This is a genomic window from Geodermatophilus sp. CPCC 205506, assembly GCF_051383635.1.
GTDB lineage: Bacteria > Actinomycetota > Actinomycetes > Mycobacteriales > Geodermatophilaceae > Geodermatophilus.
The window spans coordinates 55,982-77,678 of record NZ_JALPKP010000009.1; the positions used below are offsets into that span (position 1 = coordinate 55,982).

Genomic DNA, 21,697 nt, shown 5'->3' on the forward strand with positions numbered 1-21,697 from the left:
TCCTCCGTGCGGGTGCGGGGTCATCGGGCCAGCGGGACGGTACGGGCCGGTGGCGTGTCGGCGAGGGCGGCGGCCAGGGTGACCCGGACGCCGAGCCGGTCGAGGCGGGCCAGCGCCCGCTCCAGGTCGGTGACGAAACCGGGCACGTCGCCGAGGTCGCCGAACACCGGCCGGACGGACAGCAGCGGCCGCGGGTCGGTGCCGCCCGACCGCGCGAGCGCCTGCAGCTCGTCGGCGCGGGGGTCCTCCATGGGCAGCGGCCGGCCGTCGTCGTCCGTGCCGCGCAGATAGCGGCACCAGCCGGCGACGGCGAGGGTGAGCAACGTCGTCGGCCGGCCGTCGGCCAGCGCCTGGCGCAGCGAGGGCAGCAGGTGGTGCGGCAGCTTGGTGGAGCCGCGCCGGCACAGGCGGGGCAGCCCGTCGGCGATCGCGGGGTTGGCGAACCGCTGCAGGAGCGTGCGCTTGTAGTCGGTGAGGTCGACGCCGTCGGGCTGCGGCAGCAGCGGGGTGACCTCGTCGTCCATCAGCCGGGCGACGTACTCCGCGAAGACGGGGTCGACCATGAGCTCGTCCATGCGGGTGTGGCCGGCCAGCGAGCCGAGGTAGCCCAGCGCGGAGTGGCTGGCGTTGAGCAGCCGCGTCTTCATCAGCTCGTAGTCGCCGACGTCGGCGACGAAGCGGACGCCGACCTCGTCCAGCGGCGGGCGGCCGTTGCTGAAGGTGTCCTCGATGACCCACTGCGAGAACGGTTCGGTGATCACCGGCCAGCGGTCGTCCACGCCGTAGCGCTCCGCGACCGCCGCCCGCTCCTCGGGGGGCGTCTGCGGCGTGATCCGGTCGACCATGCTGCTGGGGAAGGCGACCCGGTCGGTGATCCAGCGGGCCAGCACCTCGTCGCGCAGCCGGGCCAGGCCGACGACGGCCCTGCGGGTGGCGTCGCCGTTGCGGTGCACGTTGTCGCAGGACACGACGGTGAACGCGGGCAGGCCGGCGCGGCGGCGGCGGTCGAGGGCCTCGACGAGGTAGCCGAAGACGGTGCTGGGGGAGTCCCACCCGGCGAGGTCGCGGACGACCTCGGGGTCGGCGGGGTCGAACTCGCCGGTGTGCGGGTCGAGCCGGTAGCCGGCGCCGGTGATCGTGAGGGTGACCATGCGGGTGCGCGGGTCGGCCAGCCGGTCCAGCACCGCAGACGGCGCGTCGGGGGCGAAGAGGTAGTCGACCATCACGCCGACGACGCGGGCGCGCTCACCGTCGGGGCTGCGCTCGATGACGGTGTAGAGGTGGTCCTGCGGGACGAGTGCCTCCTGCATGCCGCGGTGCCGCAGGCCGACCCCCACCACGCCCCAGTCCTGGGAGATGCGCCGCTCGGCGAGCTCGTCGAAGTAGAGGAGCTGGTGGGCGCGGGAGAAGCCGCCGACGCTGAGGTGCACGACGGCGGGGGTGAGGGCGGAGCGGTCGTAGGTCGGCACGGAGAGCCGGGCGCCGTGGCTGCGCAGGGTCTCCTGGCTCAGCGGGCGGATCCGGTGGGAGAGCGGGGGCACGGCGAGGGCCGGCGTGGGGGTGTCCGGGCGGGGCAGTGCTCGGGGACCCGGAAATCGCTGCGGCCTCGTCATGCAGCATCTGCCCTCTCTCGTGCGTGTGGTGCGGTCGCCCCCTCGCCAGCGGTCCCGGTCCGTCGCCTCCGCCGCCGTGGTGCGGGCGGGAGCTACCGGTGGTACAGCGTCGATCATCAGTACACGGGGAAGCCGCTCGTGGCCAATCTGGCTCCCCGTGCGGCGGACCGCAGCGGACGACGACGGGGCGTCGAGGCGCGAGCGGTTTCACGCCGGAGACGAGGAGTAGCCGGGAGCGCCGGGGCCCAAACCGGACGCTCGTCACACGACCGCGTGACGCGGACAGGTGTGGCGCGGGTCACTCGGCGTGTCGTGGCGGACGCGCCGAGCGGTGGGTCACGAACGGGTCACGGAGTGTTTCGATGGGCACAACCCCATCGGGCCCGGCGACGGGCTTTCTCCCCCTCGAGACGGGTAGGTGCATGGCCGGTCGGCGTCGTGCTGCGAGCTCCGGAGCGTCCACGGCTCCCCACGGCCTCCGGGTCGCGCCCACCACCGCGGAGCTCCCCCGCACGTCGGACGTCGCCGGTGGTGCGCGCCGCGCGGACGCGCCGCGGGTGTCCGGTCCCCGGCGCGGGCCGATGCTGCTGGCCGCGGTCGTCGCCGGCGGTCTGCTCGCCGGGGTCACCGGCATCACCGGTGCCTCGGCCGCCGACGGGCCGACGGCGGTGCTCGCCGCGCAGCACCTGCTGACCGGCGAGGAGGACGTCGAGCTCCTGCCCCAGGCCTCCATCTCGGTCGCCGAGGCCGAGGCCCGGCTGGCCGAGGTGGCCGCGTCGCGCGCGGCGCGCGCGGAGGCGGAGGCGGCAGCCGCCGAGGCGGCCCGGGAGGCGGCCCGCCCGAAGGCGGTGCTCCCGGTCGCCGGGGCCCGGTTCACCAGCGGCTTCGGCGGTCGCTGGGGCACCTTCCACTACGGCATCGACCTGGCCGCCCCGATGCGCACGCCGGAGTACGCCGCGATGGACGGCGTCGTCCTGCGGGCCGGCTCGGCCAGCGGGTTCGGCCTGGCCGTCTACATCCTGCACGAGAACGGCGACGTCACCGTCTACGGCCACATGGAGCAGATCCTGGTCGAGCCGGGCCAGTACGTGGAGGCGGGGGAGACCATCGCGCTGCTGGGCAACCGCGGCCAGTCGACCGGCCCGCACCTGCACTTCGAGGTGCACGAGGGCGGCATGGGCGGCGAGCGGGTCAACCCGGTCCCGTGGCTGGAGGAGCGCGGCGTCGAGCTCTGACCTGCGCGTGGTGGGATGCCGCCCGTGGGTTCTGCCGGTGAGGACGCGAACCGGCGGCTGCTGCGCGCCCGGGACGCCATGGACCGCGCCTACGCCGAGCCCCTCGACGTCCCCACCCTGGCCCGGATCGCGCACGTGTCGGAGGCGCACTTCATCCGGACCTTCCGGGCCACGTTCGGCGAGACGCCCAACCGGTACCTGCAGCGGCGCCGGGTGGAGCGGGCGATGTTCCTGCTCCGCTCGACCGACCGGAGCGTGACCGACATCTGCATGGACGTCGGCTTCTCGAGCCTGGGCACCTTCAGCCGGGTGTTCCGGGACGTCGTCGGCGAGCCGCCGTCGCGGTACCGGCGGCGCGGACCGTTGCCGCCCGTGCCGTCCTGCTTCGCGATGGCGTGGCTGCGGCCGAGCAGTTTCGGAGAAGCGCCGGGGCAGTGATCGTCTCTAGCGTCGGACCCATGCTGACCGCGATCACCATCACCCAGATCTACGTCCCCGACCAGGACCAGGCGCTCGACTTCTACGTCGGGAAGCTCGGGTTCGAGGTCCAGTCCGACATGGACTTCGGGCCGATGCGCTGGCTCACCGTGAACCTGCCGGGCCAGCCCGACCGCGCCGTCCTCCTGGAGAAGCCCGGGCCGCCCTCGATGAGCGACGAGAGCGCCGCGCAGGTGCGCGACGCCATCAGCAAGGGCGTGGCCGGCGGGCACCTCTTCTTCGCCTGCGACGACGCCCACAAGACCCACGCCGAGCTCAAGGCCAAGGGGGTGGAGATCACCGAGGAGCCGGTCGACCAGCCCTACGGCATCGACTTCGGCCTGCGCGACCCCTTCGGCAACCACATCCGGATCGCCCAGATGAAGCAGGGCTGACCCGCCCCACCCCCTGCGCCGGAGCGCCGTCGCGGCCCTGTACAGTTGCTCACGGCTCGGACGCACCAGACCGGGCCGATCCGGGGCTGTGGCGCAGCTGGTAGCGCACCACACTGGCAGTGTGGGGGTCAGGGGTTCGAGTCCCCTCAGCTCCACCCCGATGACCAGGCCGTTCTCCCTCAGGGAGAGCGGCCTGCGTCGTTCCTGGTGTCAGCGTGGTGGCCACTGGAGTCAATGCAGTGCCTGTGCGCGACCGAGGTGCCGACGTGCAACCACGACGGCGTCCGGTGCGGGTCGAGCCATCGGTCGAGCGCCAGCATCCCGGCCGCCAGGGCCCGGCCCGGCCGCGACGGTGGTCTCCGTTCTCCGGTCCGCGGCAGGGTCGCTACGGCCTACCCCGGCTCTGGCGGCTCACGCCATGGCCGCCGGTGGGCCAAGGGGGGAACGTAGAGACCGTCCCGTTCTGCGCGGACCGCGGCGAGTGTCCTCGTCGGTGCCCCGAGCTTGACGAGGACGTGCTCCAGGTGGGCGGCCACGGTCCGGGGGGCCACGACGAGCCTGCGAGCGATCTCCTGGTTGGAGTGCCCCTCGACCAGGAGGCCCAGCACCTCCAGTTCCCGCGGGGTCAGTCCGTGCAGGTCTGTCGCCGGTGACAGCAGGGCGACAGCGGTCAGCCCCGGCGGCACGTCCGTGGGCGCCGCCAGGACGCTGACGCGCACATGCCCGCCGGGGGCGTGGGAGCCGCCCACCGGCCAGAGGAACGACGAGTAGACGGTCCCGTCGCCGATCCGCTGACGTGCGACGACCAGGACAGGGGAGGAGGGGACCAGTAGCGCGTCCGCCTGCATGCCAGGCAGCGCCTCGCAGACGCCGTCCGCGTGGAGCACCACGCCGGCCGTGGCGCCCCGGACCAGGCGTGCGGCAAAGAGCAGCGACCGCATCGGGTCGATGCCGTGTGCGAGCACCGGCGCCAGCGCGGCGAGGCGTCGGCGTACTGCAGGGGTGGCAGGTTCCGTGTTGCCGGACAGCAGTGCGACGAACCCGACGTGACGGCCTCCCGGAGCGAACAGCCCGACGGCCAGAGCCTCGTGGATGCCGGCCGGGACAAGGCAGTCCGACCACGTCGCGAGCTCCTGGACGGCGGGGGGCAGATCCGACCGGGTCACCGGCGGGCGGTCCCGATCACCACCCGCGACCTCCATGTCGTGTGCCGTCAGTGGTCCGCCGAGGAAGTCGAGGACGCGGTCGTCCAGGTCGGCACTGGCCAGCGACCAGTAGCTGCTGCTGAAGGGGTTGGGGAGGGCGATCCACGCGGCATCGAACGGGATTGCGCGGCGGAGGACCTCGAGCATGGCCTGCGCGCGCTCAGACGTCGTGCCGGCCGAGGTAGCGGTCTCGGCCAGCAGCAGTTCGCCTGCCCGGTACGACTGCATGTGCCCCCTAGCGAACTCCGCGGTCGCAGACCGATCCCGGTCACGACCGAGCCGACTGCTCGCAAGGCCACAGACCAGGTAGTCATACCGCGGGAAGCGGCATCTCCAGCGCGTGTGCCGTGACGTAGAACCACAGGCGTGTGAGCCGCGGCCTCACGCGCGCTCCTGATGCGCGACGGCGATAGCGTGAGCCGTGGACCTGCGGCAGCTCCGGTACTTCCTCACCGTGGCCGAGGAGCGGCGCTTCGCCGCTGCCGCGCGCCGGTTGCACATCGCCGCTCCGTCGCTCTCGCAGCAGATCCGTGCGCTGGAGCGGGACCTGCGCGTCACGCTGTTCGACCGCACGTCCCGCGGAGCCGAGCTGACGCCCGCGGGACGCATCCTGGCGGAGCGGGCGCGGGTGATCCTGGCCGAGGTCGACCAGGCCCGCCGCGACGTGCGATCCGCGGAGCCGGACCGTAGGGAGCAGGTGGCCCTGCGGGTCTGCACCATGGCGGAGCGGGTGCTCGACGGCCCGCTGCGAACGCTGGGACTGGCGATCCCGGGCGTCGAGGTGTCCGTGATGTCCACCCCGGGGGACGACGCCGTCGAGGCGGTCCGGCAGGCGCGGGCCGACGCAGCGGTCGTCTGGAGCCGGCCCCAGGAGCACCGTGACCTCGACGGTGTCGTCCTCGGCTCGGTGCTGTTCGGGATCGTCCTGCCGCAGGGACATCCGCTCGCCGACCGGGCGGAGATCCCGGTCGCCGGTCTCGACCACGAATCCGCGGTGATGTTCCCGTGGTCGCCCTTCGCCGGCATCTGGCAGCGCACCGTCGACCACCTGCTGCCGAAGGGAGCGCAGCCCGGGCAGGTCGTCGTCGAGCCGGACCTCATCAACAGCCCCGAGGCGATGCTGCGGGCGGTCGCAGCCGGGTCCGGCGTCGCCCCGGGGATCCTCGGGGTCGCCGAGCACATGGACGTGAGCGGGATCGTCGTGCTGCCGCTCGATCCCCCCTTGCTCCTCGATCTGGAGGTCGTCTGGCGCCGCCCGGCCCGCCCCGCCGTCCGCAGCCTCGTCGACTTCCTGGTCGCGGCGGTGGACGACCCGGAGGTTCTCGTCTCGGCTCCCCGTCCTCGCCCCGGGGGCGGGGGCGGTCAGGGCTTCAGGACCACCTTCTCGCAGCCGTCCGCCTTGTTCTTGAAGATGTCGTAGCCGTGCGGTGCCTCGGCCAGGGGCAGCCGGTGGGTGATCACCCGGGTCGGGTCGATCTCGCCTCGCTCGATCCGGTCCAGCAGCGGGCGCATGTACCGCTGCACGTGGCACTGGCCGGTGCGCAGGGTGAGTGATCGGTTCATCCAGGCGCCGGCCGGGAACTTGTCGACCAGCCCGCCGTAGACGCCGATGACCGAGACGATCCCGCCGCTGCGGCCGGACAGGATCGCCTGGCGCAGGGCATGTGGCCGGTCCGTCTCCGAGCGGACCGCCTGCTTGAGCCGGTCGTAGAGGTGCACGTGGGCGGCTCCGTGCGTGGCCTCCATGCCGACGGCGTCGATGCACTTGTCCGGCCCACGCCCACCGGTCAGCTCCAGGAGCGCGGAGCGGACGTCGGTGTCGGAGTAGTCGATCGTCCGGTAGCCCTGGGATGCGGCCATCTCGAGGCGGTAGGGGACGTCGTCGATGGCGATCACCATGGCCGCGCCGAGCACGCGGGCGCTGTCCATCGCGAACTGGCCCACGGGCCCGGCACCCCAGACGGCGACGACGTCGCCGTCCTGGATGTCGCACATCTCCGCGCCCATGTAGCCGGTGGGCAGGATGTCCGACAGGAACAGCACCTGCTCGTCGGCGAGGTCGCTCTCGATGCGGATCGGGCCGACATCGGCGAACGGCACCCGGGCGTACTCGGCCTGCCCGCCGGTGAGGTGCGAGTAACCGAAGATCCCGGCGACGGGGTGCCCGAACATCTTCTCGGCGACGCCGGCGTTGGGGTTGGTTTTCTCCTCCGGTGCCGGCTCGGGGCGGAGGGACGCGGCCGCCATGGCATCCATCGGGGACCACCGGCAGAGCGACCCATTCCGGATCGATCGAATTCCGGGGTCGCTCGGTATCGGCATGTCTGCCGATACCGGCCCCACGGTGGGCCGGGTGTGATCAGGGTCCCGGCCCGAGCACGGAACGGTGGGGCACATCCGCGACGAAGGAGTCAGCATGAAGGCAGTCGTCTACGAGGGCCCGCGGCAGGTCAGCGTCAAGGACGTACCGGACGCGCGGATCGAGCGGCCGACCGACGTCCTGGTGCGGATCACCTCGGCGAACATCTGCGGCTCGGACCTGCACATGTACGAGGGCCGGACCGATTTCGAGACCGGCCGCTGGTTCGGGCACGAGAACCTCGGCCAGGTGGTCGAGGTCGGCGACGGGATCGACAAGGTGCAGGTGGGCGACTGGGTGGTCCTGCCGTTCAACATCGCCTGTGGACACTGCAAGAACTGCGAGCGCCAGCTGACGAACTACTGCCTGACCGCGCAGCCGAAGCAGGAGTGGGCGGGCGCCGCGTACGGCTTCGCCGACATGGGCCCGTACGGCGGGGGACAGGCCGAACTGCTGCGCGTGCCCTGGGGCGACTTCAACTGCCTGCGGCTGGGCGAGGACGCCGAGCAGCGGCAGACCGACTACGTGATGCTCGCCGACATCTTCCCGACCGGCTACCACGCCACGGAGATGGCCGGCGTCAAGCCCGGCGACCAGACGGTCATCTACGGCGCCGGCCCGGTCGGCCTGATGGCGGCGCTCTCGGCGACCATCCGCGGGGCGAGCAAGGTGATGGTCGTCGACCGGCAGCCCGACCGGCTCAAGCTGGCCGAGTCGATCGGGGCGATCGCCATCGACGACTCGAAGGTCGACCCGGTCCAGGCCGTCCTGGAGCAGACGATGGGGCTGGGCGCGGACAACGGCTGCGAGTGCGTCGGCTACCAGGCGCACGAGCCCGACGGCCAGGAGCAGGCCAACCTCACGATGAACCGGCTGGTCGCCTCCGTGCGCTTCACCGGGACGATCGGCGTCGTCGGGGTGTTCATCCCCCAGGACCCCGGGGCCAGCGACGAGCTGGCCAAGCAGGGCAAGCTCGCCTTCGACTTCGGCATGTTCTGGTTCAAGGGCCAGAAGCTGGGCAGCGGGCAGGCGCCGGTCAAGAAGTACAACCGGCAGCTGCGCGACCTGATCGCCGGGGGCAAGGCCGAGCCGTCGTTCATCGTCAGCCACGAACTGCCGCTGGACCAGGCGCCGGAGGCCTACGAGCACTTCGACAAGCGGACCGACGGCTGGACCAAGGTCGTCCTGCACCCGGCGGGGAGCTGACATGGCCGGGGAGCTGAACGGACGGCGGGTGGCGATCCTGGCCGCCGACGGCGTGGAGCGGGTGGAGCTGGAGACGCCGCGGCAGGCCCTGGAGGACGCCGGTGCACGCACCGACGTCGTCTCGATCACGAGCGGCGAGATCCTGGCGCGCAACCAGGACCTCGAGGACGCCGGGACCTTCGGCGTCGACCGTCTCGTCGGGGCCGCCTCCGTCGACGACTACGACGCGCTGCTGCTGCCCGGGGGGACGGTGAACCCGGACAAGCTGCGGATGGAGCCGGCCGCCGTGGCCTTCGTCCGCGACTTCGTCCAGTCCGGCAAGCCGGTCGCCTCGATCTGCCACGGCCCGTGGAACTTCGTCGAGGCCGACGTCGCGCGCGGCCGCCGGCTGACGTCGTGGCCGAGCGTGCGCACCGACCTGCGCAACGCCGGGGCGGAGGTGGTCGACGAGGAGGTCGTCACCGACGGCAACATCACCACGAGCCGGTCGCCGGACGACCTGCCGGCCTTCTGCGAGCGCATCGTGCAGGAGTTCGCCCGCGCCCCGCAGCCCGCCGGGGCGGGGGGCCGGGCATGACGTCCTCGATCGGGAACGTGGCGTCCGTCGCCGCTCGCGCCGGGGGGACCGTCGTCCGCCAGGTGCGGTCGGTCATCGACCCGTCCGCCGCCCGGCCGGCGGGCGCGGGTCAGCCGGCCTCCGGGTGGCTCGCGGTGACCGTGTTCCGCGAGCCGTCCGACGTCGACGCCGCGGCGCTGCCCGCCCCCCTGGCCGAGTTCGGCGACCGGATCGAGGTCCGCGTCCGGCCGGCTGCCGGCGGCAAGGGCACCGAGCTGTCGGCCCGGCTGCGCGACCGGCCGTCGTCGGGCACCGCCGCGAGCCGGCTCAGCGGCAGCGACCCGCAGGCCGACCTGCGGTCTGCGCTGCGCCGGGCCAAGCAGCTCATCGAGGTGGGCGAGGTCCTCGTGGTCGACCCCGCACCGCACGGCAAGCGGACGGCGTCCCCCGGCGGCGTGCTCCTGGAGGCGTGGACCAGGGTGGCGCCCAAGGCGGGCGTGCGGTGAAGGCGGTCACCTGGCGCGGGGTCAACGAGATCGGCGTCGAGGACGTCCCCGAGCCGACGATCCTCAACGACCACGACATCATCCTCGAGGTCGGGCTGTCCGCGACCTGCGGCTCGGACCTGCACCTGATGGGCGGCTACATCCCCGCCATGCGGGCAGGGGACGTGCTCGGGCACGAGTTCATGGGCACGGTCGCCGAGGTCGGCCCCGGCGTCACGAAGCACCAGGTGGGTGATCGCGTGGTCGTGGTCTCCTTCACCAGCTGCGGGCAGTGCTGGTACTGCAAGCAGGGGCTGTGGTCGCTGTGCGACAACGGCAATCCCAACCCCGGCATCACAGAGGCGCTGTGGGGTCAGGCCATCGGCGGCTGCTACGGGTACTCCCACGCGCTGGGTGGTTGGGCGGGCAGTCACGCGCCCTACATCCGGGTTCCGTACGCCGACCAGGGGGCGTTCGCCATCCCCGACGGCGTCTCCGACGAGCGGGCGCTGTTCGCCTCCGACGCCGCACCCACGGGCTGGACCGGGGCGGACCAGGCCGGCGTGAAACCGGGCGACGTCGTCGCGGTCTGGGGAGCCGGGGGAGTGGGTCAGATGGCCGCCCGCGCGGCGATGCTCATGGGCGCCGAGCAGGTCGTCGTCATCGACCGGTACGACAACCGGCTCCAGCAGGTCCGCACGCACGTCGGGGCGGAGACCCTCGACTACGAGGAGGTCGACGTCCCCGCGGAGCTGCGCGAGATGACCGGTGGCCGGGGCCCGGACGTCTGCATCGAGGCGGTCGGCATGGAGGCGCACAGCCCGGGGCCTCAGTACCTCTACGACCAGGTCAAGCAGCAGATGCGGCTGCAGACCGACCGACCCACCGCGGTGCGCGAGGCGATCTACGCCTGCCGCAAGGGCGGGACGGTGTTCACCCTCGGCGTCTTCGCCGGTCTGGTGGACAAGTTCCCCCTCGGCGCGGTGATGAACAAGGCGCTGACCCTGCGCGGCGCCCAGCAGCACGGGCACCGCTACATCCCGGAGATCCTCGACCGCATGAGCCGGGACGAGGTGAAGACAGAGCACCTCGCGACCCACGTGATGTCGCTCGACGACGGGCCGAAGGGCTACCGCATGTTCAAGGACAAGGAGGACGGGTGCGTCGGTGCTGTGTTCCGTCCTGGTGCGTGAGGCGCCGACGGGCGGACCGCCCAGGGCCGGGACATAGAGCCGGACGGTGGGCCGGCGCGGGGCCCTCGCCGGCCCGCTGCGGGGCTACCGGGTGAGCGCCCCACCCGGTAGGTCGACGGTGGAGGCGGGCCCGCGGCCGACGATCCTGTCGTGGCGCCGTCTACTGATCTGTCTCGGCGCGGGCCTCGTCGCGGCCGGACTGACCACGGTTGGCGGCGTCCCCGAGATCGCCGTGCTCGTCGGCTGGGCCGTCGCCGCCGGCGGCCTGCTGATCTGGGTGTGGCGGATCAGCTGGCCGCGCGACTCGGAGGGGACGAAACGGCTGGCCGAGGAGGAGGGGCAGACCCGGGTCACGGACACGGCCGTGCTGGTCGCGGCCGTGGCCAGCCTCGCCGCCGTCGTGGAGGGTCTCGTCCGCTCCGGCTCGGGGGACGCCGTCGGCGTCGCCACCGTGGTGCTCGGCGTCCTGGTCGTGATCCTGTCGTGGGCGCTGGTCAACACGGTCTTCGCCCTGAAGTACGCGCGCGGGTACTACTCCGGCGGGGACGGCGGCATCGAGTTCGGCCAGGAGGAACCGCCCGCGTACAGCGACTTCGCCTACGTCGCCTTCACCGTGGGGATGAGCTTCGCGGTGCCGGATACCCAGATCGCGGACACGTCGATCCGCAAGGTCGCCCTCGGGCACGCTCTGCTGTCCTACCTGTTCGGGACGGTCGTCATCGCAGTGGCCGTCAATCTCGTCACCAACCTGGGGCAGCAGGGATAGGCACCGGCCGGCCGCGCCGCGGGACGTCCCGGTCTGCTGCCCGGAGACGAGCCGCACCCTCCCGCGCAGATCCTCGCCGCAGATCCTCGGCGTTGGCTGAGGGCCGCCCCGAGCGCTCACCGGCGCCCGGTCCGCGTCGGACGGCTCAACCCCGGCGGGATGCGCAGCCCGCTGCGCAGCGCCCGCGTGGCAACGGCGGTGAGGCCGGGGGCGTCCAGGGCGACCTCGGCCCGGCGGAGGGCCTCTGTCGTGGTACGCGAGTCGACGTGGAGAGCCGCGGCGAGCGCGGGGACCGGCGTCGTGCCGGCCACCAGTTGCCCCAGGACCCGGAGATCGAGGGGGGTGAGACCGCGCAGGTTCCCAGGGGAGGACAGCAGCACTGCGGCCGACAGGTGATCGAGGTCGGGGAGGGCGCAATCCAGTGCGGTGATCCGCACCAGCCGTTCGCCGTCCGGGCCCGCCACGGGGGCGAGGAATGCGGTGTAGGGGCCCCCGGCGGACAGCTCCTGCGTGGCCGCGGCGAGGATCGGCGAGTCGGGGGCCAACAGGCGGTCGTCGGGTAGCCCGGGCAGAGTGAGGGCGTCCCCACCGCGGGTGAGCACCACTCCGGCCTCGGCGGTCCCGACGATCCTGGCGGTCGTGGCGATCTCCTGCGTCCGGTCCAGGTCGTCCGCGATCACTCCGGTGACGGCGCCGAGGATCTGCCGGTCGGCCAGGCTCAGGCGCGCCGGGTCCTCGGCGAGGAGGCTGAGGAAGCCCACGTGCCGCCCGGTCGAGGCGAACAGTGCGCCGGCGATGCCGCCGCGGAACCCTGCCGGGAGCAGGTGCTCGGCCCAGGCGCATATCTCGGGGAGGGGCACGGGCAACTCGCTGGCCAGCACCGGGCGCTGGGCGCTGTTGAGCCCGAGGTGCTCGAGCTCGGCGTCGGCCCCTGGGGACTCGAAGTAGCGGCGCAGGGGTTCGGCTGTGCCTGTGGTGGCCAGAGGGACGTGTCGACGTCGTTCGGGATCGCGGACGGCGAGCCACCCCGCGTCGAAGGGCAGGATCCGGCCCAGCGCCTCGAGGATCTCCAAGGCGCGCTCGTTCAGGCCCTCCGCCATGGTGCCGACGTCGGCCAACTCATCCTGCAGGCGCACGAGGTCCGGGTCGCACTTCATCACTGCGCCTCCCCTCGGGCGAGCCCTGGCACACACGGTAAGTGGCCTGCCTGGTCAACCCGTCCCGCCGCCAAGGTGCACGCGTCGATGTCACGCGCCTGCTGCCGGCTGGTGAAGATGGTGAAGATGGTGAGGGTCGAGTCGGCCGGATCCGCAGCGGCGGCCGTGACGTACCGGGGATGGTGCGGATCGGCCATGCCAGTTACGCGCCGTCGAACGCGACGGGACGGCGCAGCACGGCGAGCATCTGCCCGGCGCGACGGGGAGGAGCGGGCGACGACGCGGCGATCTCCGCCACGTCCCGGCCCGCGACCGCGTTATCCGTCATAGGTGACCTCCGGAATGGCGATGTGCGGCCCGGGTACCGCTCCCACCCGGGCGCTCCCGCGGCCTCGATGAACGTCGCATACTTGATCACCGGGCTCCTCCTGACCTGGTGCCGTCCTGCTCCTCCGGCCCTCGGCCGTCGGCCGGTGCCTCGGTGCCTCGGCGCCTCGGCGCCTCGGCGCCGAGGAGCTCAGGCCATCGGCCCGACCAGCTCCCGGTACTCCTGCGGCAGCTGGGAGAGGACGTCGTCGAACTCCCCGGGCGTTACCGCTTCCCGCACCGTGATCAGGACGGCGGCGGCCCCGGTCCTGGCCTCGTCCGGACCGACGTCCCCCCGTTCCGCGACCCGGCGCACGAACTCGTCCACCCCGAACGCCTCCGCCTCTTCGCGCGGTGGGCGCAGGTCGTCCTGGAGCCCGCCCGGGAGCTGCGCGGCGAGTGTTCGATCCGCTCCGCCGTCTCCTCGGGTATCCCGGCTCGCTGGGCCGTCGTCCGCGTGAAAGTCGCGTAGTCCATGTCCGCTCCCTGAGGCACCGTCCGGCGCCGGTCGTGGGATTCAGTCGTGCGACCGCGGGTGAGACGCTAGGACCGTTCATGGCGCCTGGGCATCGGTCGATCGGCCGATGTCCCGCTCCGGGGACGGCCGCTACGTCGTGCCCGCGCTCCGGCGCTGATGGTGCTTCGGCGTCCTGACGGTGGTCCGGCGCGGGATGGGCATCGCGTGCGGTCCGCTGGCCTGCATCGCCCGGACGCTGTTCGGGGACGTCGCAGTCGCCACCCTCGACGGGGCGCCGACGTGGCAACTCGGCGTCGCGACCAGGGACGAGGCCCTCCGAGGGGCTGCCGGTCGCGCGATTTCTGGACGTCTACCAGCGCCAGCGTCGGGAACGCGCCGGGGCCTCATCTGTGGCAGGGACCCGTTGCGGGCCATCGCCCGCGCCGATCGGCCCATCGGCATCCGATGCGGTCGTCCGGCTCCCCAGCGGTGCGACTCACCCGAATTGCGGAACAGAGTCAATCGGAACCGTCGATCAGCCGATACGCCGATGTGACCCTCGACCAGGCTCCCTCGACGCTGCCCCGCAGCCTCCACGAGGCACTGTTCATCCACGCTCTCGACGGGGTGCTGATCACCTCGGCCGACGGGCGCACCCTCGGCGCGAACGCGAGGGCCTGCGAGCTGCTCGGCCGGACGGAACTCGAGCTGGTCGAGCTCGGCCGGGACGGGATCGTCGACCGGCGTGACCGCCGGTGGAGGGAGGCGTTGGAGACCCGGGCCCGGGAGGGCGCGTTCCGCGGGGTGTTCCGGTTGCGCCGCAGCGACGGATCCACGTTCCCCGCCGAGGTCAGCACCGCCACCTTCCTCGACGGGGACTCGCCACGGGCGTACGTGTCCTTCCGGGACGTGAGCACGGCGGAGGCCGAGGCGGCGCGGGTCGAGGCGACCACCCGAAGGGCGGCCGAGGTCATCGACAGCCTCGAGTCCATCAGCGACATGTACATCGGCGTCGACGCCGACTGGCGGATGACGTACATCAACGCGCAGGCCGAGGCCCGGCTGGGCGTCTCCCGCGACGAGGTCGTGGGCAAGGACATCTGGGCCCGGTTCCCCGCCCTGCTCGGCACCGTGTTCGAGGAGACCTACCGCCAGGTTGCGGGCACCGGACGGACTGCCACGTTCGAGGCGTGCTACGACAAGGCGGAGCTGTGGTGCGAGGCCCGCGTGTACCCCCTGCGCCGGGGCGGGATCGCCGTCTACTTCCGGGACGTCTCCGAGCGGCGGGCCATGGAGCAGGAGCGGGAACGGCTGCTGACCGCCGAGCGGGCCGCCCGCGCGGCAGCCGAGCGGGCGCAGCGAGACCTGGCCCACCGGGCCACGCACGACGAGCTGACCGGTCTGCTCAACCGCGCCGGGATGCTGCAGGAGGTGGACCGGGTCCTCGCCGGACAGCCAGAGGCCCGTCTCACCGTCGCCTTCATCGATCTGGACCGGTTCAAGCTGGTCAACGACAGCCTGGGGCACGGCGTCGGGGACTGCGTGCTGAGCGAGTTCGCACGACGTCTCGCCGCCCTGGCGGGTCCGGCCGATCCGGTGGCCCGCTTCGGTGGTGACGAGTTCGTGGTGGTGCTGGTCGACCGCTCCGCCGAGGAGGCCGCCCGGTTCGCCCAGCAGGTCATCGGGGCCAGCCGGGAGCCGGTCGAGGTGGGTGCGCGCCTCCTCGTCACCGTCAGCGTCGGGTTGGCCACGGCAGCCGGCCCGGCCGAGCTCGACATCCTGCTCCGGGAGGCCGACGCGGCGCTCTACCGCGCCAAGGACACCGGACGGGCACGGGTCGTCTGGTTCGACGAGCAGATGCACGTGGAGTCGGTGCGCCGGGTGGAGATCGAGAACGACCTGCGCCACGCCCTGGACGGGGACGAACTGCTCGTGGAGTACCAGCCCGCCTTCGACCTCCGGGTCGAGCGGATCTGCCACGTGGAGGCGCTGGTCCGCTGGCGGCATCCCGCCCGTGGCCTCGTCGGCCCGCAGGAGTTCATCCCGGTCGCCGAGGAGACGGGGCTCATCCACCGCATCGGCGAGCGGGTCCTCGCCCGAGCGATCGAGCAGGCCGGCCGGTGGGCGCACCTCCCGCAGCTCCGGGTGTGGGTCAACGTCTCTCCGCAGCAGCTGGTCGACCGGGAGTTCCCCGCCCGGCTCGCCGCCCAGCTGGACCGTGCCGGGCTGCCCACGGAGCGCCTCGGGATCGAGGTCACCGAGTCGGCGCTCGCCGACTGCTCCGGCGTGAGAGAGGTGCTGGACCGGATGCACGACCGGGGGGTGGCGATCGCCGTGGACGACTTCGGGACCGGCTACAGCTCGCTGGCGCGCCTGAAGGAGTTCCCGGTCGACGTCATCAAGGTGGACAAGTCCTTCGTCCACGACCTCGGGACGGCTCGCGGCGAGGCGTTGGTGGCCGGCATCGTGACGTTGGCGCGCGCCATCGGCGCGCACGTCATCGCGGAGGGGGTCGAGACCCTGCCGCAGCTGAGCGCCCTCAGCGCGCTCGGGGTCGACTCCGCCAGCGGGTACCTGCTCGCCCGGCCCTCCGCGCCCGAGCACCTGCCCCTGACGATCCCCACCGAGGCGTCCTTCCGTTGGCGGGCCGGCCTGCACCCGACCGTGGCACGAGTCGCCGGAACGTCGTGGTCGAGGAGCTGGTGAGCGCGCCGGAGCTTCCGAGGCGGGCGCCCGCTATCCCGGGATGGGCGCGGCGGGCCGGACGGCGGTGTCCGGCGTGCCGGTGTCCAGGCGGACGGCGGTGGTGACGTCGGCTCCCGACCCGATGCCCTCGGCGTCGGGCGTGAGCGCGGCGGTGATGTCCTCCTCGTCCTCGTAGGCCCGGTGGACCGCGGCGGTCAGCAGCCGCAGCTGGCGGTCCAGCGGGGCCTGCCGGTCGGGCGGGGCGACGCCCTTGAGGTCCTCCAGCGCCGCGGACAGCCGGCGGGTCACCTGCGGTGAGGCCGCGCCGGCCAGCCGGATCTCGTCGAAGGCGAGCCGCACGTAGCCGTCCCAGGACAGGGTGCGCTCGACCAGCCGGACCACGCCGTCCTCGTCCCGGTGCTCGCCCGCGGGGAGCGGGCGCACGGCGAGCTGGCGCAGCAGGTCGTGCAGCCGGTGCAGCGCCTGCAGGGTCGTCGTCGGGTCGTTGAACGGCTGAGCGATGGACCGCTCCGCGACGTCGACCAGTTTGCGCAGACCGTAGGGCGGGTCCTCCGTGTGCACGCGCTCGGGGCCCACGAGGACCAGCCGCGCGATCTCCTCGGCCCGCAGCCGCGCGGCCGGCCCGGCGACGTCCCCCGCCCGCCGGGGGCCGGGGTGCACGCGGAACAGCGGTGCCCCGCCCGGCACGAAGTCGCCGACCACGGGCACCAGTTCGAGGACGCAGTCGGCGCGGCGCGCGGCGGCGACCAGCCCGGCGCGGTCGATCCGGACGATACTGCCCGGCTCCCGCGCGGGGACCACGTCCGGGTCGGCGCCCGCCCCCTGCGCCGGTCGGGGCACGGCGGGGAAGGATGACTCGATGAGGTCGCGGGTGCGGTCGCCGACCAGGTCGATCAGGCCCGTCGCCCGCATGGTCTGCCCGGAGTGGTGCACGAAGAGGATCAGCGTCACCAGGCTGGCGACCATCAGCCCGTGGGCCAGCACCACCGACAGGCCGGGAACGGAGCCGGTGTCCGAACCGCGGATCTCCCGGATGGTGAGCACGGCGACGACGAACGTCGCCCCGAACAGACCGATCGCCAGCTGGCTGAACCGGTCGGACAGCAGCGCGGCCACGATCCGCGGGGAGAACTGGCCCATCGCCAGCTGCACCACCACCAGCGTCACCGTGAGCACGAGGCTGGTCAGCGAGACCATCCCGGTGGCGAACACCGACAGGATCGTCTGCGCGTCACCGGGCGTTCCCGTCACGCTCTGCGGGACCAGGGTGTAGCCCGACCGGCGGTCGAGCCAGAGCGTGCCGAGGGCGAGCAGCACGCCGGCCAGGACGCACAGCAGGGGGACCACCCACAGGCTGGTCCGAAGGGCGTGCACGAAGCGGGTGAGGCGCATCGGGCCTCTCTGTGGCTCGGACCGGCGGGCCGGCCGGTGTGATCGCGAGGGTGTGTTCTCCACCGTGGCAGGTCGCCCGTGGGGGCGGCCCCCTCTCATCACACCCTCTTCCCTCCCGGGGCGCCTCGGCAGGATGACCGATGGAGATCCCGACCCGGGACGAGTAAGGCAGTAGGGGACCACGCCTCTCCCCGGGACGGACGAGCGATGACCAGCGGACACTTCCCAGGCCCCTACGGCAGCCCCTTCGACGACTTCTTCGCCCGCTACATGGGCGGCGCTCGCCCGCCCCGCCAGCGCGTCGACATCACCCAGTTCCTCAGTGATCAGGCCCGCGAGCTGGTGAACGCGGCCGCGCGCCGGGCCGTCGAGGTGGGCAGCCCGGACCTCGACACCGACCACCTGCTGTGGGCGATGACCGGGGAGGAGCCCACCCGGCAGCTGATCAGCCGCGCGGGCGCCGACCCGGCGCAACTCCGCGCCGAGCTCGACGGCGTGCCGCGCCGTGGCGAGCCGCGCGCCGAGACGCCGGCCCTCACTCCCGCGGCCAAGCGCGCCCTCCTCGACGCCCACCAGATCTCCCGCGCGCTGGGCTCCACCTACATCGGTCCCGAACACCTGCTGTTCGCGCTGGCGGTCAACCCGGACTCGCCGGGCGGTCGGATCCTGCGCCAGCGGGGCGTCACGCCGGAGGCCCTGCAGCAGGCCGTCAGCGGCGCAGGCGGCGGGCAGGGCGGGGCCGGCCGGCCCCCGTCGAGCACCCCGACGCTGGACGAGTACGGCCGCGACCTGACCGCGATGGCCCGCAACGGGGAGATCGACCCGGTGATCGGCCGGGAGCAGGAGATCGAGCAGACCGTCGAGGTGCTCTCCCGGCGGCGGAAGAACAATCCCGTGCTCATCGGGGAGGCCGGTGTCGGGAAGACCGCGATCGTCGAGGGGATCGCCGCCCAGATCGCCGAGGGCGACGTCCCGGAGACCCTCCGCGGCCGCCGGGTGGTGGAGATCGACCTGACCGGACTGGTCGCCGGCACCCGCTACCGCGGCGACTTCGAGGAGCGGCTGAAGAAGGTCATCGACGAGATCCGCGAGCACAGCGACGAGGTCATCGCGTTCATCGACGAGCTGCACACCGTCGTCGGGGCAGGCGCCTCCGAGGGGTCCGGCGGTGCCGGCAACATGCTCAAGCCGGCCCTCGCCCGCGGAGAGCTGCACATCATCGGCGCCACGACCCTGGACGAGTACCGGCGCAACATCGAGAAGGACGCCGCGCTGGAGCGCCGTTTCCAGCCCATTCTGGTGGCCGAGCCCAGCATCGAGGACACGGTGCAGATCCTCTGCGGCCTGCGCGACCGCTACGAGGCCCACCACCAGGTGCGGTTCACCGACGAGGCCGTCGTCGCGGCCGTGGAGCTCTCCGACCGCTACATCACCGACCGGCACCTGCCCGACAAGGCGATCGACCTCATCGACCAGGCAGGAGCCCGCGTGCGCCGCCGGGTGAAGACGCCCCCGACCGACCTGCGCGGCCTGGAACACGAGCTCGAGCGGTGGCAGCGGGAGAAGGCCCAGGCGGTCGCGGCCGAGCAGTACGAGCGCGCCTCCGAACTGCGCGACCACGTCGCCGAGGCCCAGCAGCGCCTCGACCGGGCCCGGGACGGCGGCGGGGAGGGTTCGGGCGTCCCCGAGGTCGGCGTCGAGGAGATCGCCGAGGTGGTGTCCCGGGCCACCGGCATCCCTGTCAGCCAGCTCACCCAGGAGGAGATGGAGCGGCTGCTCGGTCTCGAGCAGCGCCTGCACGAGCGGGTGATCGGGCAGGACGAGGCGGTCGAGGTCGTCGCCGAGGCTGTGCGCCGCTCCCGCGTCGGCCTCGGTGATCCGGACCGGCCGATCGGCAGCTTCCTCTTCCTGGGCCCGACCGGCGTGGGCAAGACCGAGTTGGCGCGGGCCCTCGCCGAGGCGCTGTTCGGTGACGAGGACCGGATGATCCGGCTGGACATGAGCGAGTTCCAGGAGCGGCACACGGTCAGCCGGCTGGTCGGGTCCCCGCCCGGCTACGTGGGGTACGAAGACGCCGGACAACTGACCGAGGCGGTGCGCCGTCGGCCGTACTCGGTGGTGCTCTTCGACGAGATCGAGAAGGCCCACCCCGACGTCTTCAACACCCTGCTGCAGGTGCTCGACGACGGCCGGCTGACCGACTCCCAAGGCAGGTCCGTGGACTTCCGCAACACCGTGATCATCATGACCAGCAACCTCGGGTCGGAGCTGATCGTCGGGCAGCGCGGCCCGCTCGGGTTCGGCAGCAGCAGCGCGCACGCGGCCAACGCCGACGTGCGCGACCAGGTGATGCGCCGGCTGCGGGAGGCATTTCGGCCGGAGTTCTTGAACCGGATCGACGAGATCGTCGTCTTCCAGCAGCTGGACAACACCCAGCTGGAGCGGATCACCGACCTGTTGCTCGACGAGACCCGCCGGAGACTACGGGCCCAGGGCATCGAGGTCGACTTCACTCCGGAGGCGGTCAGCTGGCTCGCCCAGCGCGGGTTCGAACCGCACTTCGGCGCTCGTCCACTGCGCCGGGCCATCCAGCGCGAGGTGGACAACCGGCTCGCCCGATTGATGCTCGACGGCCGGGTGCACAGCGGCCATCGGGTGCGCGTCGTGGTCCGGGACGGTGACCTCGACCTCGAGGTGGAGGATGTGCGGGAGGCGGAGTCGGCGCAGGCGTGAGCGGGGCAGCGCACAGCGACCTTCCAGGAATAGCCATTCGGGTGAGCCGGTTGTTGATGAGGCGTAGTGGGCGGAGCCAGGGGAGACGCATTGGATTCAGAGCCGTTGGGTCGGTTCGCCGTGGCGCGGACCTCCGACCTCGACGAGACGATGAACGCACTGCAGTCGACGTTCCTACCGCTCCACATGCAACTGCGGGAATCCACCGGCACCCGAGTTCTCGACTCTGCGTTGAATGCGGTCCGGATAGGCGACGCCACGGTCAGCTATGCCTGGCTGAGTCGCTCCGTGCAGATTGACACAGCCGAGGCGCAGAACTTCCACGTGAACATCCCGCTCGCCGGCGGCACCGTTTCCCGATCAGGCCGCCTGGAGCGGGTGATCTCCACGCCGGACCGCGCAGCCGTCTTCATGCCCGGCCTGCCCGCCACCATCGAGTGGCGTGCCGGCTGCGGGCAGTTCTGCCTGATGATCTCGCCCCATGTGCTCCAACAAGAGCTAGAGGCGATGTTGGACCAACCCATAGTCAAGCCCATTAACTTCGCCCCTGCGATGAACCTCGCCACCGACGGGGGCAGAGCGTGGATGGAGTCGCTCCGACTGATCGACCGCCAAGCGGGCCACGCGCAAGGCCTGCTTGACCATCCTCTGGCAGCGGCCAACCTCGAGCGGATCCTCGTGGACGGGCTGTTGCTCGCCCAGCCCCACAACTACACCGATGCCCTGACCGGTCCGCGGCGACCGGCGCCGCCACCTGCGGTCCGCCAGGCGATCGAACTCATTCGCAGCCACCCTGAAGAGCCCTGGACCACCACCGCGCTTGCCCGCCGCGTCGCCGTCAGCACCCGGAGCTTGCAGGATGGCTTCGCCCGGTCACTCGGTGTCCCGCCGAGTCAGTATCTACGGGCGGTTCGCTTGACCCAGGCGCGAGAGGAATTGCGCTCGGCCGACCCGCACACCAGGACGGTCTCCCAAGTGGCCGCCCAGTGGGGATTCGTCAGCGTCAGCCGGTTCGCCGCTGCCTACCATCAGAAGTTCGGCGAGCGCCCATCGGAGACTCTGCGAAGGGGTTAGAAGACGTTGCGCAAGCCGTCCTCGGGCTCTGGTCGCCTCCGCAGCGTCGACGCACGCTGCGTCGTGTGCACCGCCCTGGGTTCGGTGCAGGGGCCGGTGTGACCGGTACTCCGTGGGGTTCCTCTGCTGGACTTCATGTCAGGTGGTTGATGCTCGGTTCTGGAGTTCATCAGCCCCGGCTCACGGCCCCGGCCGATCCGTTCCTGTCGGAGCCAGGACCAGACCGCGTGATCGGTGATCTCCAGGTCGAAGGCCGCGTCGGACGACGGTGGCCAGGTCCCAGGTGCGCAACCCCCGCCGGACTCCGGGTGGACCAGGTCCA

19 protein-coding genes and 1 tRNA gene are annotated in these 21,697 nt (G+C 72.5%); 13 read left to right on the plus strand and 7 right to left on the minus strand.

Features of this window, described 5'->3' with window-relative positions; genetic code table 11:
• Window positions 1–20: 20 nt before the first annotated feature.
• Entirely contained in the window at window positions 21–1,541 is a 1,521-nt protein-coding gene (locus tag MY520_RS07255) for a mannitol dehydrogenase family protein (protein WP_436691411.1), read from the minus strand.
• Between the two features lie 629 nt (window positions 1,542–2,170).
• Here MY520_RS07255 and MY520_RS07260 point away from each other — a divergent pair.
• The 4 genes from MY520_RS07260 to MY520_RS07275 all read left to right on the plus strand — a co-directional run bounded on the left by MY520_RS07260 (window position 2,171) and on the right by MY520_RS07275 (window position 3,875).
• Window positions 2,171–2,848: a M23 family metallopeptidase gene (locus MY520_RS07260; RefSeq protein WP_436691412.1), complete on the plus strand. Its 678-nt coding sequence runs from the start codon at window positions 2,171–2,173 to the stop codon at window positions 2,846–2,848.
• Window positions 2,849–2,872: 24 nt separating this feature from the next.
• Window positions 2,873–3,286: a helix-turn-helix domain-containing protein gene (locus MY520_RS07265; protein ID WP_436691413.1), complete on the plus strand. Its 414-nt coding sequence runs from the start codon at window positions 2,873–2,875 to the stop codon at window positions 3,284–3,286.
• A 20-nt stretch (window positions 3,287–3,306) separates the two neighbouring features.
• Window positions 3,307–3,720: a VOC family protein gene (locus MY520_RS07270; protein ID WP_436691414.1), complete on the plus strand. Its 414-nt coding sequence runs from the start codon at window positions 3,307–3,309 to the stop codon at window positions 3,718–3,720.
• Between the two features lie 82 nt (window positions 3,721–3,802).
• A tRNA-Ala gene (locus MY520_RS07275) sits at window positions 3,803–3,875 on the plus strand.
• A gap of 237 nt (window positions 3,876–4,112) precedes the next feature.
• On the opposite strand, the gene MY520_RS07280 is transcribed toward MY520_RS07275, so the two are convergent.
• On the minus strand, window positions 4,113–5,153 hold the full coding sequence (locus MY520_RS07280; RefSeq protein ID WP_436691415.1) for a response regulator transcription factor: 1,041 nt from the start codon (window positions 5,151–5,153) through the stop codon (window positions 4,113–4,115).
• A gap of 193 nt (window positions 5,154–5,346) precedes the next feature.
• On the opposite strand from MY520_RS07280, the gene MY520_RS07285 reads away from it, so the two are divergent.
• Window positions 5,347–6,345, plus strand: coding sequence for a LysR family transcriptional regulator (locus tag MY520_RS07285; RefSeq protein ID WP_436691416.1), 999 nt, complete (start codon window positions 5,347–5,349; stop codon window positions 6,343–6,345).
• Here the strand turns inward: MY520_RS07285 and MY520_RS07290 are convergent.
• Window positions 6,288–7,172 carry a zinc-binding dehydrogenase gene (locus MY520_RS07290; RefSeq protein ID WP_436691417.1) on the minus strand — a complete coding sequence of 295 codons (885 nt, stop codon included), beginning with the start codon at window positions 7,170–7,172 and terminating at the stop codon, window positions 6,288–6,290. The genes MY520_RS07285 and MY520_RS07290 overlap by 58 nt on opposite strands.
• 169 nt (window positions 7,173–7,341) lie before the next feature.
• Here MY520_RS07290 and MY520_RS07295 point away from each other — a divergent pair, with 169 nt between their 5' ends.
• From MY520_RS07295 to MY520_RS07315, 5 genes are read left to right on the plus strand one after another with little or no spacing between them, the layout of a single operon-like run.
• The gene (locus tag MY520_RS07295; protein ID WP_436691418.1) at window positions 7,342–8,490 is read left to right on the plus strand and encodes a glutathione-independent formaldehyde dehydrogenase; all 1,149 of its coding nucleotides are present in this window, start codon (window positions 7,342–7,344) and stop codon (window positions 8,488–8,490) included.
• A 1-nt stretch (window position 8,491) separates the two neighbouring features.
• Entirely contained in the window at window positions 8,492–9,067 is a 576-nt protein-coding gene (locus tag MY520_RS07300) for a type 1 glutamine amidotransferase domain-containing protein (protein WP_436691419.1), read from the plus strand.
• Complete coding sequence (locus MY520_RS07305) at window positions 9,064–9,552, plus strand: hypothetical protein (RefSeq protein WP_436691420.1); 489 nt, start codon at window positions 9,064–9,066, stop codon at window positions 9,550–9,552. The genes MY520_RS07300 and MY520_RS07305 overlap by 4 nt, the downstream gene beginning before the upstream one ends.
• Entirely contained in the window at window positions 9,549–10,724 is a 1,176-nt protein-coding gene (locus MY520_RS07310; RefSeq protein WP_436691421.1) for a zinc-dependent alcohol dehydrogenase, read from the plus strand. The genes MY520_RS07305 and MY520_RS07310 overlap by 4 nt, the downstream gene beginning before the upstream one ends.
• Before the next feature lie 46 nt (window positions 10,725–10,770).
• Window positions 10,771–11,490: a DUF1345 domain-containing protein gene (locus tag MY520_RS07315; RefSeq protein WP_436691422.1), complete on the plus strand. Its 720-nt coding sequence runs from the start codon at window positions 10,771–10,773 to the stop codon at window positions 11,488–11,490.
• 116 nt (window positions 11,491–11,606) lie between these two features.
• Here MY520_RS07315 and MY520_RS07320 read toward each other — a convergent pair whose 3' ends face one another.
• From MY520_RS07320 to MY520_RS07330, 3 genes are all read right to left on the minus strand, one after another.
• Window positions 11,607–12,647 (minus strand): hypothetical protein, encoded by a 1,041-nt coding sequence (locus MY520_RS07320; protein ID WP_436691423.1) that lies wholly within the window; start codon window positions 12,645–12,647, stop codon window positions 11,607–11,609.
• Window positions 12,648–12,849: 202 nt separating this feature from the next.
• Window positions 12,850–12,975: a hypothetical protein gene (locus MY520_RS07325; protein ID WP_436691424.1), complete on the minus strand. Its 126-nt coding sequence runs from the start codon at window positions 12,973–12,975 to the stop codon at window positions 12,850–12,852.
• A gap of 189 nt (window positions 12,976–13,164) precedes the next feature.
• A complete protein-coding gene (locus tag MY520_RS07330; RefSeq protein ID WP_436691486.1) occupies window positions 13,165–13,530 on the minus strand; it encodes a DUF2267 domain-containing protein in 366 nt (121 codons plus the stop codon).
• Window positions 13,531–14,022: 492 nt separating this feature from the next.
• Between MY520_RS07330 and MY520_RS07335 the strand changes: the two genes are divergently transcribed.
• On the plus strand, window positions 14,023–16,176 hold the full coding sequence (locus MY520_RS07335; protein ID WP_436691425.1) for a putative bifunctional diguanylate cyclase/phosphodiesterase: 2,154 nt from the start codon (window positions 14,023–14,025) through the stop codon (window positions 16,174–16,176).
• Between the two features lie 30 nt (window positions 16,177–16,206).
• On the opposite strand, the gene MY520_RS07340 is transcribed toward MY520_RS07335, so the two are convergent.
• On the minus strand, window positions 16,207–17,568 hold the full coding sequence (locus tag MY520_RS07340) for a DUF2254 domain-containing protein (RefSeq protein WP_436691426.1): 1,362 nt from the start codon (window positions 17,566–17,568) through the stop codon (window positions 16,207–16,209).
• 207 nt (window positions 17,569–17,775) lie between these two features.
• On the opposite strand from MY520_RS07340, the gene MY520_RS07345 reads away from it, so the two are divergent.
• A complete protein-coding gene (locus MY520_RS07345; RefSeq protein ID WP_436691427.1) occupies window positions 17,776–20,301 on the plus strand; it encodes an ATP-dependent Clp protease ATP-binding subunit in 2,526 nt (841 codons plus the stop codon).
• Window positions 20,302–20,451: 150 nt separating this feature from the next.
• Window positions 20,452–21,375 carry an AraC family transcriptional regulator gene (locus MY520_RS07350; protein ID WP_436691428.1) on the plus strand — a complete coding sequence of 308 codons (924 nt, stop codon included), beginning with the start codon at window positions 20,452–20,454 and terminating at the stop codon, window positions 21,373–21,375.
• Window positions 21,376–21,697 lie beyond the last annotated feature (322 nt).

What these genes read in the sequence shown, in the direction of transcription:
- MY520_RS07270 (WP_436691414.1), top strand. Translation starts at nt 3,307, where the DNA reads ATGCTGACCGCGATCACCATCACCCAGATCTACGTCCCCGACCAGGAC.
- MY520_RS07280 (WP_436691415.1), bottom strand. Translation starts at nt 5,153, where the DNA reads ATGCAGTCGTACCGGGCAGGCGAACTGCTGCTGGCCGAGACCGCTACC.
- MY520_RS07290 (WP_436691417.1), bottom strand. Translation starts at nt 7,172, where the DNA reads ATGGCGGCCGCGTCCCTCCGCCCCGAGCCGGCACCGGAGGAGAAAACC.
- MY520_RS07295 (WP_436691418.1), top strand. Translation starts at nt 7,342, where the DNA reads ATGAAGGCAGTCGTCTACGAGGGCCCGCGGCAGGTCAGCGTCAAGGAC.
- MY520_RS07300 (WP_436691419.1), top strand. Translation starts at nt 8,492, where the DNA reads ATGGCCGGGGAGCTGAACGGACGGCGGGTGGCGATCCTGGCCGCCGAC.
- MY520_RS07305 (WP_436691420.1), top strand. Translation starts at nt 9,064, where the DNA reads ATGACGTCCTCGATCGGGAACGTGGCGTCCGTCGCCGCTCGCGCCGGG.
- MY520_RS07320 (WP_436691423.1), bottom strand. Translation starts at nt 12,647, where the DNA reads ATGAAGTGCGACCCGGACCTCGTGCGCCTGCAGGATGAGTTGGCCGAC.
- MY520_RS07325 (WP_436691424.1), bottom strand. Translation starts at nt 12,975, where the DNA reads ATGACGGATAACGCGGTCGCGGGCCGGGACGTGGCGGAGATCGCCGCG.
- MY520_RS07340 (WP_436691426.1), bottom strand. Translation starts at nt 17,568, where the DNA reads ATGCGCCTCACCCGCTTCGTGCACGCCCTTCGGACCAGCCTGTGGGTG.
- MY520_RS07345 (WP_436691427.1), top strand. Translation starts at nt 17,776, where the DNA reads ATGACCAGCGGACACTTCCCAGGCCCCTACGGCAGCCCCTTCGACGAC.
- MY520_RS07350 (WP_436691428.1), top strand. Translation starts at nt 20,452, where the DNA reads ATGAACGCACTGCAGTCGACGTTCCTACCGCTCCACATGCAACTGCGG.